General features: G+C 52.9%; 10 protein-coding genes, 1 tRNA gene and 2 rRNA genes. 10 read left to right on the forward strand and 3 right to left on the reverse strand.

Going from position 1 to position 16,650, the window contains the following annotated elements:
• The first annotated feature begins 55 nt into the window (after nt 1-55).
• The 5 genes from KF784_07775 to KF784_07795 all read left to right on the forward strand — a co-directional run bounded on the left by KF784_07775 (nt 56) and on the right by KF784_07795 (nt 5,478).
• Complete coding sequence (locus KF784_07775; GenBank protein ID MBX3118951.1) at nt 56-811, forward strand: hypothetical protein; 756 nt, start codon at nt 56-58, stop codon at nt 809-811.
• Nucleotides 812-1,028: 217 nt separating this feature from the next.
• Nucleotides 1,029-1,973, forward strand: a complete 945-nt coding sequence (locus KF784_07780) for a hypothetical protein (GenBank protein ID MBX3118952.1) — start codon at nt 1,029-1,031, stop codon at nt 1,971-1,973.
• A gap of 471 nt (nt 1,974-2,444) precedes the next feature.
• Nucleotides 2,445-4,358, forward strand: coding sequence for a PAS domain S-box protein (locus tag KF784_07785; protein MBX3118953.1), 1,914 nt, complete (start codon nt 2,445-2,447; stop codon nt 4,356-4,358).
• A gap of 16 nt (nt 4,359-4,374) precedes the next feature.
• Entirely contained in the window at nt 4,375-5,205 is an 831-nt protein-coding gene (locus tag KF784_07790) for a hypothetical protein (GenBank protein ID MBX3118954.1), read from the forward strand.
• 60 nt (nt 5,206-5,265) lie between these two features.
• Nucleotides 5,266-5,478, forward strand: a complete 213-nt coding sequence (locus tag KF784_07795; protein ID MBX3118955.1) for a hypothetical protein — start codon at nt 5,266-5,268, stop codon at nt 5,476-5,478.
• A 37-nt stretch (nt 5,479-5,515) separates the two neighbouring features.
• Here KF784_07795 and KF784_07800 read toward each other — a convergent pair.
• Nucleotides 5,516-5,590: transfer RNA gene (locus KF784_07800), tRNA-Thr, on the reverse strand.
• A 395-nt stretch (nt 5,591-5,985) separates the two neighbouring features.
• Here KF784_07800 and KF784_07805 point away from each other — a divergent pair.
• From KF784_07805 to KF784_07820, 4 genes are all read left to right on the forward strand, one after another.
• A complete protein-coding gene (locus tag KF784_07805) occupies nt 5,986-6,864 on the forward strand; it encodes a hypothetical protein (protein MBX3118956.1) in 879 nt (292 codons plus the stop codon).
• A 318-nt stretch (nt 6,865-7,182) separates the two neighbouring features.
• A 23S ribosomal RNA gene (locus KF784_07810) occupies nt 7,183-10,132 on the forward strand.
• Nucleotides 10,133-10,236: 104 nt separating this feature from the next.
• A 5S ribosomal RNA gene (rrf, locus tag KF784_07815) occupies nt 10,237-10,353 on the forward strand.
• Between the two features lie 310 nt (nt 10,354-10,663).
• The gene (locus KF784_07820; protein ID MBX3118957.1) at nt 10,664-12,238 is read left to right on the forward strand and encodes a tetratricopeptide repeat protein; all 1,575 of its coding nucleotides are present in this window, start codon (nt 10,664-10,666) and stop codon (nt 12,236-12,238) included.
• Between the two features lie 46 nt (nt 12,239-12,284).
• On the opposite strand, the gene KF784_07825 is transcribed toward KF784_07820, so the two are convergent.
• Both KF784_07825 and KF784_07830 read right to left on the reverse strand, forming a co-directional pair.
• On the reverse strand, nt 12,285-13,199 hold the full coding sequence (locus tag KF784_07825) for an ROK family protein (GenBank protein MBX3118958.1): 915 nt from the start codon (nt 13,197-13,199) through the stop codon (nt 12,285-12,287).
• Nucleotides 13,200-13,294: 95 nt separating this feature from the next.
• Nucleotides 13,295-15,520, reverse strand: a complete 2,226-nt coding sequence (locus KF784_07830) for a serine/threonine protein kinase (GenBank protein ID MBX3118959.1) — start codon at nt 15,518-15,520, stop codon at nt 13,295-13,297.
• Between the two features lie 200 nt (nt 15,521-15,720).
• Here KF784_07830 and KF784_07835 point away from each other — a divergent pair, with 200 nt between their 5' ends.
• Nucleotides 15,721-16,584: a hypothetical protein gene (locus KF784_07835; GenBank protein ID MBX3118960.1), complete on the forward strand. Its 864-nt coding sequence runs from the start codon at nt 15,721-15,723 to the stop codon at nt 16,582-16,584.
• Nucleotides 16,585-16,650 lie beyond the last annotated feature (66 nt).

A 16,650-nucleotide genomic window follows, 5' to 3' on the forward strand; every position in this document is an offset into this window, starting at 1 on the left:
TGATGACAGACTGCTCTACACAGAACGCCAGCGTAACCTCGAAACCCTACTTAGAATGCTTGAAAGAGGCAAGCTGCCCATCGTACTTGAGCTGTCCTCAATGTCCCCGGGAGAGAAGGAAGCCGTTGTTGATATCGTTTGCCAGTCTGGCATCAAGCTCCCGATCGCTTGGAATATGATGCAAGCGCCGGAGGCTAAGATAAGCATCGAACCCTACGCGGAGATTCAAATCAGTGGACAGGGAAAAATGCATCAGGCAGAAATCCGTCCAGGGCAGGGATCAGCGAGTGTTAATGGGTCGGTCATTTCATCTGTAGAGGGGGCCAAGCTCCTTGAAAAGATTGAGAACGACGATCCGAGCGTTCGTGTTCCGGAGAATATACGAGAGAAATACACCGAAGACAGCTTGGTATTCCTTCTAAAGGGTTACAACGTTGGAGGAGCGGATCAGACGCTCATGGTCGACCAGGCGATGAAAATCATTCGTGCGAAGGTTGCCGAACGAGAAAAACTCATTGATCAGAGGATAAACGGCCTTTTGTCACGGCTGTCCCAAGCGGCAGGACTCCTCAAGGCTGGCGACAAAGAGCAGGACTTTGCGGACTTTGACTCATCAGCCCAAGAGGCGTTGATCGATTGGTTCAAGCCCCGGTTTCGGGAGCTTGGCCTTAAGAATCCGGGGGAAGTTGATGGGTGGCTGAGGTCACAAAAGGTGAAAGTAAAGCGTGCTTCCATCGAGATCGGCTTCAATTTTCGAGATAGCAGCGGCCTGACGCGCGGTGCATATTTTGACATAGGCATCGTCAAGTAACAGACCGTGCACTCTTGTTCCGGTTTCTCTACGGCGTAGCTTCTCCGCAGTGGCTACGCCGAATCCTTTTTGCGTCTGGCCCAACCTGCAGGCTTGAACTTGGCTGAATACTGTCAGGTCTGGCCAACTTCCAGGGAAGGAATCTGCGTTTTGGACGTCCTTATTACCATAGAGTTTGCAAGAGCGAAATGGGAAGCGTCGAGGTGTCGATTCAAAGATGTTCAACGATCGTTGGTGGGAGAATCACATGTTCACTTACGGCAGCGTGGGTGACGGCATGATCTGGAAGCAGGTTCATTCCGAATACAAAGCCGACCGCCTTGATGTCGCGTGGGAGGTCGCCCAATCACTGGGAATCCACTCGAGCGGACAAGGTGTCGGATTCTTGCGCATGTTGGAAGCCGAGCTTGAGACTCGTAAACGCTCCTTCTGGGAGGACCAGAACGGTTGGCTGAGCCTTGAGATGAGCCAGGGATTTGCGCAGGAGCGGTGGGATGCTCTGCGTGATGTAGCCGAGCGAGCAATCCAAGAAACGGCCTTGGCTCTCGGGTTTGCGGAACAGCCGAAGGTACTGATGACGGTTATTTTGGATGAGTTGGATACGCCTTGGACTCCGGGGCGGTTTGGCTACCACACCAAGAAAGAGAAGTATCACAAGATCTGTCTGCCGGAGAACCTGCTGGACCGTCCCAATGAGCTCTATCACGCGATTAAGCACGAGTATTGCCACGTTGTCAGTTCGCAATTGACAGAGGAGTCTTGCCCAACTTGGCTCGATGAGGCCATTGCAATGGCAATTTCGGACTCGCTCATTCGAGACTACGCTGCTCAGGCGCAGCAGGACGAGGAGCTTTGGCTTGGACCTGATGATTTGGATGTGGCGTTTATGGGAGCCATCGGCGACCCTGACCAGTCTCGCGCCGTACACCGAGCCTATGCTCAGTCAAGCTGGATAGGGAAGTATCTGATGTCGCTTGGTGGCGGCCAAAGATTGGGGAAGCTGCTTGCAGCTTTTGGCGACAACTCCTTGTGGGGTGAGTTTAAGCTTCGTGTGATGGGTACTCGTCCCGCTGAAGAAGCCTTGAGGCAAGTTTATAAGTTGGGGATTCAGGAGGTGTTTGACAATGCGAAAGCTTCCCTGGGCATTCAACAAAAACTTTAGAGCCCCATATTAGGACTTGAAGTACGAACTTGTTCCACGTATAGTGTATTGTAACATGATGACAGGCTCATTCGAGCTGTGCCGGATTAACTCTTGTTAGTTTCAGGAGGTCTGTTTTTGGGGAAGAACGATCTGGAGAATGGAGCAAGCCTAGAGCTTTGGGAGCGTGAAAGGGGGCTTAGTGAGAAAAGGCGCTACGACCTTTTACGATCGATGCTGTTCGTCTGGCTCGCTGGCGGGCTATTGGCAACAGCAACGATATTTCAGGCGCAATTGCCTCATAACATACCCGTACTCGTTCCCGTTGTCATTTGGCTATGTTTCTTTAGCCAATTATGGTTGGTAAAGAAGCGCGATTATGAAGGAGCCAGCTGGGTTAGCGTTGTCGCTGGATTCATCATCATATCTTCCCTTGTTGTGCGAGAAGGAGGTATTCAAGCCTCGACAGTATCCTTTTATATCATCCATTTTTTGTTTTCTTCGATGCTGCTTGGGATACGTGTTGGCGTTGCAAATCTCTTGGGTGGATTTGTGGTGATACTTGGAACCGTGTTGGCAGTAAGCACGGGCTATTTATCTAAGCCGGTAGTGCCGATATCGGACTGGATTTACCTGAGTCAACATGCGATCGCTTTTGTGGCGATTGGAGTAATCCAGTACATATGGATTAAGAACCATCACGAAGACCTCAGCCAAATTCAGATTGAGCTCGCAACGCGTAAGAAGATACAACGTGAAATGGAGTCATTTTTTGAGGCTTCACTTGATGCTATCGTCGTTTTTGATCGATCAGGTCCGATTTTTGGAGTTAATAAAGCATTTACAGAATGGGTTGGGCAATCCAGCGATGACGTTAGCGGGAATCTTCTTGAAGATTACACACATCCTGATGATCGTGAAATAGTACGTTCATGGGTGAAACGCATCGCTAGTGGAGAAGACATTGACGATGGGCTTTTGCGGTTTTTGGATGCTGAGGGCAATACCAGATGGATTAACTGGCGGATATCTGTCGACCCAGGCAATTTCGAACACGCCTTCGCAATCGGTCGAGATGTAACCAGGCTTAGGGAAGAGACTCAACGTCTGCAGGAATCGGCTATCCGAGCACAGGAGCAAGCCGACTGCATCATTCAGATAGCAACGCATGAAGCGGTGGCATCGGGAGATTTGGCGAACGGCTTGAAAGTCCTTGCTGAAGTTTCGGGCAAGGTTTTGGATGTTGAACGAACATCCGTGTGGATGTTTGAGGATGACGAGTCGGAGTTGAAGTGTCAGGTGCTGCACTTACTTTCTGGGCAGGAGGCTGATACGGAAGGGAACTTAAAGATTTCCGATTTTCCTCGCTACTTCGACAGCATTCGCGACGGGAGGTTCATTGATGCTGACGATGCGATGTCGGACCAGCGCACTGCTGAACTGACGGGTGAGTATCTCTTGCCACTAAGGATCAGTTCTCTCATCGATGCCCCTGTTCGAGTGGGAGGAAAAGTCGTCGCGATTGTTTGTTTTGAGCATGTCGGTGAGATTCGGAGATGGCTATCCGATGAGAAGACCTTCGTCGGGATTATCGCCGATCAAGTGGCTCAGCTCATCACAGCAGCTGCACGGCGTGAGGCTGAACTTCTCCTACGAAAGCTAAACGAAGAGTTGGAAACCAGGGTCGCCGACAGGACTCAGGAGCTTCAAGATAAGAACCAAGAACTAGAGACCTTTGCTTATTCCGTGTCACACGATCTACGTTCGCCGCTGAGGGCCATTGCGGGCTATAACCAGATGCTGAAGGAGGACTATGTGGAGGTCTTGGATGAGACGGCCCAAGGGTACATCGGAAGAGTTGAAGCCGCCGTTCTCACAATGTCGCAGTTGATTCAGGACTTGCTGACCTATTCAAGATTCGAGCGACGTGCAATTACCGAAACAACGATTCATCTTCCCACTCTTGTTGAGCGCATTCTTGACGACCTGCATCTCGCTCAAGCGAACAACGGGTTTGAGATTGAAGTTGACATTGCGGATTTTGAGATATGTACCGACTCGGATGGGGTGGCGATGGCCTTGAGAAATCTCATTGACAATGCTGTGAAGTTCTCTAAGGGTCAGCCTTCGCCGCGTATTGTGGTTCGAGCCGCCCTTGATGGCCCAGTCTGTGAGATTACGGTTCGAGATAACGGTATCGGCTTTGAGCAAAAGTACAGCGAGAAAATCTTTGAGATTTTTCAAAGGCTTGAAAGGGTGGATGCCTATCCCGGCACGGGTGTAGGGCTTGCCATCGTGAGGAAGGCCATCCAGCGGATAGGTGGTTCGGTCACTTGTGAGAGCGAGCCCGGAAAGGGGGCAACGTTCCATTTACGTGTTCCCGATAAGGCCGCGATGATGCTTTGAAAGGCTAAACTACGCCATGCCCTATTCCGTTCTGGTTGAGCCTGGAGCTAAGGTAGACCTAAGTTCAATCGACCCCAACTTTGACGCTGGCCTTGAGAAGGATGCCGCTAAGAAGCTGACGAAGGCGCTCGGCGAAGAGATGGCAGAGCTGCAGGAACTGCTTTTTGCGACTGGACAGAACGGTCTGCTGCTTGTGTTTCAGGGTCCCGACACGGCGGGAAAAGACGGGGCAATCAACCAGATTCTTGAGTTTGTGAACGTGCAAAGCACGAAGGTATACCCCTTCAAAGTTCCAACTTCAATCGAACTGGCTCATGATTTCCTTTGGCGAGTGCACCAACGTACACCCGCGAAGGGTGAGATCGCCATATTCAACCGCTCGCATTATGAGGATGTCTTGGTTGTGCGCGTTCACGAACTGATCCCTGAGGTGGAGTGGCGCAGCCGATACAAGCGGATCAATGAGTTTGAGAAACTGCTTGCCGATTCAGGCACGATCATTCTTAAGTTCATGCTCCATATCACGCCCGAAGAACAGGAGGAGCGGCTTCTTGCACGCGAAAAGGACCCTCGCAAGGCATGGAAACTGTCGGTGAACGATTGGAAGGAGCGCGAGAATTGGCAGAAGTATCAAACGGCGTTTGAGGATGCCTTGCACCACTGTAGCGCCGAACACGCGCCGTGGCATGTGATCCCGGCAAATAAGAAGTGGTTTCGGGACTTGGCTGTTTCAGAGGCGATCGTGAGCGCTTTGCGACCCTATAAAGAGTCCTGGATGGCGCACCTTGCCGAAGTCGGGGTGAAGGCTAAGGCGGAGCTTGCGGAGTATCGGCTTGGCCGGAAGTGAGGTCCGAGCGATGAGTCCTACCTTGGGAATGTGCGTTATCCGAAGGCCGTCACTAGAAGTATGAACTTCCCAGTAAAGGCCCACTACAAGGAGAATCCCGATGGAGATACCAAGAGCATTGCGCTTACGGAAGAACAGGTGCGCAAAGCACTTGGGTTAGGTCAAACAGACCCGATTCCTGAGTTCTGGCATCAGCAACCACAGATTCACGGGTTAGTTTCTGGTTTGACTGCCACGACGGTTGAGGTCATCCACGTTGGGCACGAAGACTGATAAAGTCTTTTGAGCCCGGAATGGACACAGAGTGAAATGGAGCCGATGACCGGACTTGAACCGGTGACCTGCTGTTTACGAAACAGCTGCTCTACCGCTGAGCTACATCGGCATATCTAACGTCGCCCGACCTATTTACCATCGGCAGGGAAGCGCCGGGTCTGAAGTAGTCGGACGGCAAATTATGCCCGGAGCGGGGCCGCAGGCGCAAGGACCCATGTCGATTTTGGATTTTCGATTTTGGATTTTGGATTGAATTGACGCGGTGCCAACCATTGGGAGGTTTGGGTTTTGGATTTTAGATTTTAGATTTTGGATTTGTGAACCGTGATTCGTAATCCGTGAATCGTGAATCGTGAATCGTGAATTGTGAGTAGTGAATCGTGAATCGTGATCCGTAATCCGTAATCCGTAATCGGTGATCTCCAGTACTGAATCGAAATCCAAAATCCAATCACATGTCCCAGACTTTCGCAACCGTGCCCGTGGTCAGAGCGTAACGGCCTTATGCGTAGGAGTGTGTTGTTGGCGGGTGTTGGGACGGTTGGGGCAGTTTGTCTCAGCGGCTGGATACAAACCTACCCCGGAGCTTCCGTGTACTCTCCTGACCCCTCAATCGAGCTTAAGGGCACAAGGCGAACCAGCGCTGAACACGACGCGATCTACCCAAAGACCACTTTCCCGTATGTCCTCGACCTAAGCCAAGGCAAAGGACGACTCCTCTTTATAGGTGTGCAGCACACCAGCGATCCAGCCAATCCCCAGTTCAAGAATATCGAAGCCTTGTGGAACGAGATGAAGCCGGATGTGGCGCTTGTCGAGAGCCGACTGCGCGCGTTTTCGGGCAGCCTTGAGGACGCGGTGAAGCGCGGCGAGCCTTACTATATTTATGGATTGGCGCACAGGAGCGGCGTTCCGATCTACTCTTTAGAGCCCGATGCCAAGGCTGAGGGCGCAGCGCTGGCAAAGACCGAGACGCCCGAGAGGGCGTTGATGTGGATCACCTTGCGCGGATATCTGAGCGATCGCCGCAATGCGGGTGACAAGGGGGTTTCCGATACGATTGTGGGTTTTATGCTTAGCCGTCGGGCGAGTGAGTACGGGATTCAGAGTGGCTTGAAGACGTTGAAGGACCTTGACGAGCTATGGAAGAAGGACTTTCCCGACGGTCCAGACTGGCGCAAGATGGATGAGCGGATGATGTGGCCTGGCGATGAGAAGACGTATCTGAACCGACTGGCGAATGTTGCGAATGAGGTGCGTGATGATCACTGGGCGCGTGTAATGGTGGATTTGGTGCGAAAAGGGAAGAAAGTTTTCGCGGTCGGTGGGGCGAGCCATACGATCATCATGGAGCCTGTCTTGAGGCTAACCCTGACGGGTTAAGCAGGTCTCTGACGTGGCGGTCCTACTCTGTTCTGCCGCTTTGAGCGGGTTTGATAGGACCAGCGGAGCGTTGGATATGTGCTTGTTTCAGGGTGAAAATTAGCGTCCGCGGGCACGTGCGCGCGAATTGTCCTTATCTTGGGTCCCAAATGCATGGAATTGTGGGTGGGACCTTGACACTGGGAGCGCGGGCTGGTATCATCTCCCCTTGCCGCTGAACGATTTCGCATCGAACGGTGGCCAGCGCCGAGCCCTTTGAAAGTTGCATAGAGATTTTGTAGGAAATAGATCGAGCACGTAGAGAACAGCTTCGTAAGAATAAGCTTTTGAGGGTGCGCGACGAATGCCTAGGGACAAGTTGCCGATGAAGGACGCGCAAGCGGCGAAACGCTCCGGGGAGTTGCACGAAAGCGAAGATCCGGAGATATCCGAATGGAGGAATCCAGCAGGGCAATACCTTGCTACCCATCGCTGAACACATAGGCGGTGTGGAGGGAACCGGGTGAACTGAAACATCTAAGTAACCTGAGGAAAAGAAATCGAAGAGATTCCGTAAGTAGCGGCGAGCGAAAGCGGAAGAGCCTAAACCAGTCGGCTTGCCGGCTGGGGTTGTGGGACCATCACTAAGTCTTCCGAATTCAGGGAACCGTAAGGTGACCTTGAATTCGAGAGGCTTAGAAAAGAAACGAAACAGATTTATGAGAAGCGAATTGGAAAGTTCTGCCACAGAGGGTGAGAGCCCCGTATCTTAAAAATTAATTTCGAATTCAGATGGCACCCGAGTAGCGCGGTACACGAGGAATCCCGCGTGAATCTGTGCGGACCACCGCATAAGGCTAAATACGGCTTGTCACCGATAGTGCATCCAGTACCGTGAGGGAAAGGTGAAAAGAACCCCGGGAGGGGAGTGAAATAGAACCTGAAATCGCGACACCCGCAAACAGTCAGAGCACCATGTTTGGAGCAATCCATTCAAGTGTGATGGCGTACCTTTTGCAGAATGAGCCTGCGAGTTATTGGTACCGGCAAGGTTAAGCGTCTTAGACGCGTAGCCGGAGGGAAACCGAGTTCGAATAGAGCGTCAAGTCGGTATCAGTAGACCCGAAACTGCGTGATCTAGCCATGGCCAGGCTGAAGTGTTGGTAACACAACATGGAGGGCCGAACTCATAGATGTTGAAAAATCTCGGGATGAGCTGTGGTTAGTCCGGTGAAATGCCAATCGAACGCAGAGATAGCTGGTTCTCCCCGAAATGCATTGAGGTGCAGCGTTATGCGTTGTATCACGGGGGTAGAGCACTGAATGGGCTAGGGGGCCTACCAGCTTACCGAACCCAAATAAACTCCGAATACCGTGATATAAGCATGGCAGTGAGACTGCGAGTGATAAGATCCGTGGTCAAAAGGGAAATAGCCCAGATCGACAGCTAAGGGCCCTAAACGATGACTAAGTGTGAAACGAAGTGAGATCGCGTAAACAGCCAGGAGGTTGGCTTGGAAGCAGCCACCCTTTAAAAAGTGCGTAACAGCTTACTGGCCGAATGTGATCTCGCGCGGACAATGTAAGGGGGCTAAAGTCATCTCCCGAAGCTTCGGGATCATCGTAAGATGATCGGTAGGGGAGCGTAGTGTATGCAGTGAAGCTAGAGCGTAAGCACTGGTGGAGCGTACAGTAGTGAGAATGCAGGCATGAGTAGCGATAAGACAGGTGAGAATCCTGTCCGCCGAAAACCTAAGGTTTTTCCGGCTATGTTCGTCAGACGGAAGTTAGGCGGTCCCTAAGGTGAGGCCAGAAGGCGTAGCCGATGGACATCAGGTTGATATTCCTGACCCAGTGCAAGGGCAATGGAGGGACGCTTCTCGAGGTTCCAACCCGCACCGTTGGTTGTTGCGGGCTACGACAAGACTGGGCCTTCAGAAATGATGGCATAAAGGTTGAGTCGGGGTAATGAAACTCTTCGGAGGGACAAAAGTGGGACTGAGGGGGGCCGAGAAAAGCTCCACAGCAATACCTTGTATCTGACCGTACCGTAAACCGACACAGGTAGGTGAGTCGAGGAGACTAAGGCGTTCGAGAGAACTCTCGTTAAGGAACTAGGCAAAACGACCCCGTAAGTTAGCAATAAGGGGTGCCCTCCGTAAAAAAGAGGGTCGCAGCGAAGCAGCCCAGGCGACTGTTTACCAAAAACACAGGTCTCTGCTAAGGTGAAAACCGAAGTATAGGGGCTGACGCCTGCCCAATGCCCGTAGGTTAACAGGAGATGTTAGCGCAAGCAAAGCATTGAATCGAAGCCCGGGTGAATGGCGGCCGTAACTCTAACGGTCCTAAGGTAGCGAAATTCCTTGTCGGCTAAATACCGACCCGCATGAAAGGCGTAACGACTTGGGCACTGTCTCAACGAGAAGCTCGGTGAAAATGTAGCACCCGTGAAGATGCGGGTTACACGCAGTAGGACGGAAAGACCCCGTGGAGCTTTACTACACCTTAAGATTGAGAATTGGTTATGCATGTAGAGCGTAGGTGGGAGCTTCGGCACCAATGGAACACCACCCTTGTATATCTGATTTTCTAACCTGCACCGTCATCCGGTGTGGAGACAGTCTTAGGCGGGTAGTTTGACTGGGGCGGTCGCCTCCCAAAAAGTAACGGAGGCGCCTAAAGGTGCACTCAGGCTGGTTGGAAATCAGCCGTTGAGCGTATAGGTATAGAGTGCGCTTGACTGCGAGACAAACAAGTCGAGCAGGGACGAAAGTCGAGCTAAGTGACCCTCTGGTGGTGCGTGGGCACGCCAGGGTTCAACGGATAAAAGCTACCCCGGGGATAACAGGCTGATCTTGCCCGAGCGCTCATAGCGACGGCATGGTTTGGCACCTCGATGTCGGCTCGTCTCATCCTGGGGCTGTACAAGGTCCCAAGGGTTCCGGAGTTCACGGATTAAAGAGGCACGCGAGCTGGGTTCAGAACGGCGTGAGCCAGTTCGGTCCCTATCCACTGTGTGCGTAGGAAATTTGAGGGGTGTCGCTCTTAGTACGAGAGGACCGGAGTGAACCGACCTCTGGTGTACCAATTGTTCCGCCAGGAGCATACGTTGGGTAGCCACGTCGGGATGTAATAAGCGCTGAAAGCATCTAAGCGCCAAGTACGCCCCAAGATGAGATTTCCCACTTTAAGGTAAGGACCCAGGAAGACTACCTGGTTGATAGGTCACATGTGTAAGTGCAGTAATGTATTGAGCTGAGTGATACTAATTGTCCGAGGGCTTTAATGAAGCTACTACGTGTTTGGTCTATCCCTATAAAATCATGTGCAACTTTCTAAGCGCTTGAAGCGCAGATCTTGAGAGTAAATTTCAAGGTCCGAATAGGTTTCTATTCGGGTGACCATAGCGAGGAGGACACACCCGTTCCCATCCCGAACACGGCAGTTAAGCTCCTCAGCGCCGGAAGTAGTTGGTCCGCAGGGTCCCGCCAGATAAGGACGTTGCCCGGATAGATAGATTTAAGAAAGCTCCGCTTATGCGGGGCTTTTTTGCTTTTTCTTATGCCTTAGAATGTCGATTTTTTGAAGTATCGCCTCTTTGGACTCATTCCCCCCTAAAGATACGGGGAAGCGCTCCGATACTCGTATCAAGACTATTCCAACGGACCGTTCAATACGGTTACAGAGGGCAGGATAGCAAACACAACAAAGAAGTTCTTAGCGGCGCAAGCCGCTATTTTTTTGTCTGTACATAGGTGATTTTGCGCAAGCCCTCGATTTTTGGAAGGAAATAGGGCTCGTTTCTTCGTACACTTAAAACATGCGACGAATCCTCCCCTGCGTTGCCGCTTTGTTATGTGCCGTCTGGGTGACTGCTCAACACGGCGAGATGGACTTCAAGAATTTCACCGCGCTTCCTGAGGGAACTTTGGTGGAAGGGATTGGCAAGACGACGCTCAAGGTCACCACAAAGTCAGAAGAAGCCAGGAAGCTGTTCGAGCAGGGCCTTTGTTTTTATCACGGATTTCATTGGACAGAAGCCCATCGGTCTTTCCGAGACGCCGTGAAGATCGACCCCAGCTTTGCCATGGGGTGGTGGGGGCTTCACGCAGTTTTGCAGAATCCTTGGTACCGAAACAACACATACAAGGCCGAGCGTGAAGGGGCGATCGACCGTGCAGTGCGGATGATGGAGGGCTGTACTATGTTGGAGCAAGACCTGATACGGTCCTGGAAGATTTGGACCTCCGGCGCTCCCGAGGCATTTAAAGAGTTCGAGAAGTCCATGCTCGACATTTGCGAACGCAATCCACAAGAGGTTGAGCCAAGGGTTCTTCTTGCCGGAATCTATGTGCAGACGAACCTAAGCAGAGGTTATGGCGAGGATGGCAAACCTATTGGGGCGATGGCCGCAGCTCGCAAGCTTTCACAGGAAGCCCTCAAACTAGATCCTAACAGCACGGGTGCTCACCACTACTGGATTCACGCATGCGAAGGGAGTCCCAAGCCCGAGGATGCGCTGGACAGTGCGGAGAAGCTTGGAAAAATCGCCTGGAATTGCGGGCATCTGATCCATATGCCTGGACACATCTTCTATCGGTGTGGGCTTTACGACAAAGCGGTCAATTCTTTTGAAGCCGCCCGGAAAGCCGACGAAAAATACAACAAGCTGGTTGGTACGTCGAGCGGCAACTGGAATTTCTTTCACAACACCGACTTCTTTATCGCCGCGCTTGTCGAGGTCGGCAGGAGGGAAGAGGCTCTCAAACTAGCCGCTGACTCTTCACGCAACAACACGACCTACATTCTTTGGCGCACGAGCGACTTTTCGAAGCTGAATGAGATGCTCGAAGCTAAATCGATCCGGGCTGGAGCCCTCGCCACGACATTCTTCAAAGCCATGTCAGCGTTTGAAGCGGGCAAAATCGAGGATGCTGCCACTATCGTCGACGACATCAAATCGAAGGCAGCAAGCTCAGGCAAGTTCGATGACGATCAGTTTTACCGCATCGAAGCGGAGACCTATCTGGCTTGTGCCAGCAACGATGGCGCTGGGGTTGAGGCTCTCGTCGATGAGCTTGAGGCAGTGATGAAGAAGCAACCCTATACTGAGCCGCCGTACTATGCCCGCCCGGCTGCAGAAGGAATGGGGATGGCGCTGCTAAAAACTTCGAAGCTTGACCTGGCAAAGAAGTGTTTTGATATCGCTCTTACTGACCGAGCCAACAGCCCATACTCAATCTACGGACTTGCCCAGGTTGCCGAAAAGAAGGGGGATAGCAAAGAGGCCATGCGGCTTTATCGCATGGTTGTCGATGCGCTTAAAAGCGGAGATGCCGATCTGCCACTCTTCGTCGCGGCGAAAGGAAAGCTTGAAGCGGCGAAGAGACGCTAGGCGCAGTGATTCGGTGATCGGTGACCTGTGATTAGTTAGCTTGGAGTCAGTTCTCTGCTTCTTCGCTTCTTGCCCAGAGCATCGCCGCGCCGAACACACCGGCGCTATCGCCGAGCTCAGGAGCCACGACCTTTGTCGTGAATACTTTCGTGAATGCATGAGCTTGCAGGTGCTCTACGCCATACGTGTACAGATGCGGCACCTGCCCCGCACCGCCTCCCAGAACGATGATCTCAGGGTCAAAGATATTCACGACCAGGGCTAGCGATCTTCCGAAGTGAGTGCACATCTCGGCGATGGTGCGACGGCACTGAAGGTCGGTATCGTAACGCTCGGAAATCTCCTTCAACGAAAGCTTCTCTCCCGTCCTCTCCTCGTGCCTTTGCTCCACCGATGGACCGCGTAGGTAGGTTTCCACGCAACCGCGCTGCCCGCAATAACAAGCGGGCCCATAAGGATCGAGAACGACGTGTCCCCATTCGCCGGCAATTCCATTTGCTCCATGCAGCACTTGCCCGTTGACGACCATTCCTCCGCCAACGCCGGTACCCATAATGACGCCAAAGGATGTTTTGTAGCCGCGTGAAGCCCCAAGGTGAGCCTCTGCTAGGGCAAAGCAGTTTGCGTCATTGCTCATGCGCACCTCTGCTTGTAGAGCTTTGGCAAGGTCTTCGCGGACGGGTTTGCCGATCAAACAAGCTGTGTTCGAATTTTTGAGCAGCCCGGTTGCGGGTTCGATTGCCCCAGGAGTTCCAATCCCAAGTTGCCTCGGTTCAGGCTCACCCAACTCTTTTGCCGCTGATCGAACAAGGCCACCGACCGCATCGACGATATGCCCGTATCCCTTGTTGGCTTCGGTTGGAATACGCTTGCGGATAAGTGGGTTCGACAAGTCAGCAGGATCAAGGGCACACACCTCTATCTTGCTTCCACCAAGGTCGATGCCCCACAAAAGGCTCATGTACGATGCTTACCCTTTATTGAAGAGATAACGCAAAAATGGAAGCTGCAAAAGATACGGGAAATTCGCAAGCTGTGAAGTGCGGATATCGCGGTCTAGACCATGTTGGCGACTTTTTGCTGTGCTTTGCGCAGCCGCATTGTGAGGTCGCTCGCATTCAGAAGGATCACTCGCGTTCCCGATTCCATGCTTGCCGTAAGTTCGACTTCGGGAACTCGGAAGCTGATGGGATTCGCCTCACCGGAGATGTTGAGGATCAAAGCCGTGTCCTGAAAGTCGGCGCCTACGATGGCGTCGAACGGGACTCTCCACTTTTTCAGCAACCCGCCGAACGTGATTTCGTCCAGATCAATCGTCAGATTTCCGTTCCCGACCTCGGTCCATTCTCCTTCGACGAGATCGAAGCGAACCGCATTCGACCGCCAAATCAACTTGGACTCTTCGCGCCCGTCAAAGGCGATCTGTCCTTCGTGGTAAGCAGCTCGAATAGCAAGGCCAAACCCCGTCTCAAAGTCTGTCACCTGGGCGATGAGCGGCAGGTTGCGGGCCGCCCGATGCCAATCTTCCATCACGAGAGGTTGCCCTAAGTAGCGTCTCATGCCCGGATTTTTCGTCCTTTGCAAGCGGTGATAAGCACCGTCGATATCAAACTCACACAGGCAGTCTTGGCAAACGAGACCGCCGTGGGGGCTGGTCTTTCCAACACCAAACCACCTCATTCCCTCAATCGCCATCAGTCGTCCTTGGAACTCGTGGAGGAAATCGTAAGGATCGTGGGCGGCGTCGATAAGCGTGATCTGATCGCCTTCGATAAAGTAATCGGCCCCACAGCTGTCGCATTCGGAGTTGCCCGCTCCAGGAGGCAGGTTGGCGGCTACACGAGCCCATTCATCGCGATAGAGCGATTTGTAACGGCTCATCGCCTCTGGAACAACCAGCGTATATCGCCCATCGATCTGTGCATCGAACTGAGCTTCACAGCCTTGGCAGATGAGGATTTCATCACTGCGCCGAGCCATAGCTTGCCATTCACTCAAGGAGAGCGCAGTGTCGGGCTCAATATTGGTTTCGTGGTTCCCTGGGTCGGTGAGGGTCAAGACATCGCCGCTTGGGCTGAATCTCGCCTCACATTCTTGGCAAGCTAATTCAGAGACAGGCTTGAAGAGCCCCTTTTTGATCGGCATCATCAGACCGAATCGACAGATTGGACACGTGGTCAGGCTACTGTGTGTTTTCACCTCTTTCAACGGTGATGCTTTGCATACTGGGCAAAGCTTTGGATCGATGTGTCGGATGGACACCATACCATCCCGACAGACCGGGCATTGCAGCCTTTTTAAGGGGCGGGGCACTTCCAGCAGGCCTGTGCACTCTGGGCATTCCATCTTGTGAAAGCGCAGATTGCTAAGCTCAAGCCGTCGCTGATCAAAGTCCTCGATGCTTGCCAGCATTCCACTGCCCACACGCCCCTCGAAGATGGCGAGCATGTCACTTGCGGTCTGCGGGCGGGCGCTAAAGTTCATCTCAAGCCCAGCTTCGATGGCTCGCTTTAAGCCATCGGAGACATCGGGACGGAGGCGCTCAATTGGGATAACAGCCGTCCCTGACATACGATCGCCAGCGCCGGGGGGAGCCGTTCCGGTCAGAGCATGATAAAGTGTCGCGGCAAGCCCATATAAGTCGGTAGCTGGTCCACGTCGTGCTTTTTCCGAGAGCTGTTCGGGAGGCGCATAGCCCACCGTGAGGATCACGGTTTGGGCTGCGCGACAGTCGGCAAACCATTCACGGGCGGCACCAAAGTCGATGAGATACGCTCTGCCTTGCTGGTCAAGCAGGATATTGCTGGGCTTGATGTCTCGATGCAGCGTGCCTTTGTCGTGCACTTCCTCCAGCGTCTCTAAGAGGTCGCGAAGTGTCTCTTCGGCTTCAGCAATCGAAAGCCGTCCTTTTTGGGCCAGACGCTCCGATAGTGGTAACGCCGACTCAATGTAGTCGGATGCGTAGTAGGCAGTGCCGTTTTCTGTGAATGAGGCTCGGACCTCTGGAATTCGGTTGGTGCAAAGCTTTTGCATCAACTTTGCTTCTTGGAGGAAGGTCTGACGCATCCGCAAGTCATGCCCGTCGCCAAGCTGTTCCATGTGGATGACGCCTTTTGCGTCTCTTAGGGCGCCTTCCGGCGCAAGCTCCTTGATCACGCATATGTCGCCACGAGCTTGATCCAAGGCTTTGTAGGCGATGCCGAACCCGCCACGTCCCAAGACGGATTCAATACGGAATCGTCCCTGCAACACGGTTCCTGCGGGTAGAGGTGGCAACGGCATAACAGCTCTCTTTCAGACGGCGAAAGGCCTGAATTCGTACTTAGCGCATATTGTATAGCGTATCAAATAGGACCGTGAACGTCATATTTCGTACAATTGACACAGATTAGGGTGAAATCTCCATGCTAACGATACTCGCTGCCGCCTTGATAACGCCTGCTGCATACAGTTTTCCGCCAGGTTCCAAGTTGAACTTTGACATGACGGTGGATCTCCAGGGGTTTCTCCCGATCATGGGTGGGATCAACGGAGACGCATCAATCCAGCTGGGTGTGCTGGTTGTCGGGGAGAAGCGCGACGCATCTGGGAACCCGCAAGCATCCAGCGATCTCACAAGCGCGAAAGTGATTTTTGGGGGAGCTGAACTCCCGTTTGGTCTTGATCAAGTTCGTGATAGTTTCCCAAAGACCACGATTTCTATGAGCCCACAGGGCAAGGTGTTAAAGACTGACGCACCGGACATCAATCCTCCCGTAACCCTTCCTGGGCTCGACGTGAAGCGCTTTCCAGAGATTAGCTACCTACCCGTCGAGTTTCCAGCCGCGGGAATCGAAGTCGGGAAGAGTTGGAGTTTCAAGCGTCAGTTCAACGGATCAGAAATCTCTTATACGGTCACCCCTTCCAAGCTCGAAGGCGAAACCCTGCACCTCGACGTAAAGCTGGACCAGACGAATTTGACTTATGAAGACTCCTCGGGTGGCAATGCGACCAAGCAAAGCGCCTACGCAAAAGTGACGACCGTGATGCAAGGAACGGGCACGATCAAGTTCGACCTGAAGCGAGGCGTTGCAAAGGATGTTCGGGTGGTGACCGATTCAACCAGCACATCTGAAGCAGTTGTGGGCGGGAAGAAGACAGAGCGGAAACTCAAAACCACGCTCAACGTTAAGTTGCGTGAGCTTGGCAAGTCGGCGAACACAAATCCCCCGAAGTCACGGGCACGATACATTGGAGACTGGCAACTGCCGGATTGGGCGAGCGGGGCTATCGACACGACTCAGCGATGGGCCTCTACCGCAGCCATGCGACTGTTTGCCCTCTTCATGGGTTTTCGTCGCGTCTGACGTTCCCATTCAAAACCAAGCTCTGGTAACCTTCGCGCGGCGCAGCATCGCGCCGGAGCCGATCTT

This window comes from Fimbriimonadaceae bacterium (genome assembly GCA_019638775.1).
Classification (GTDB): domain Bacteria; phylum Armatimonadota; class Fimbriimonadia; order Fimbriimonadales; family Fimbriimonadaceae; genus JAHBTD01.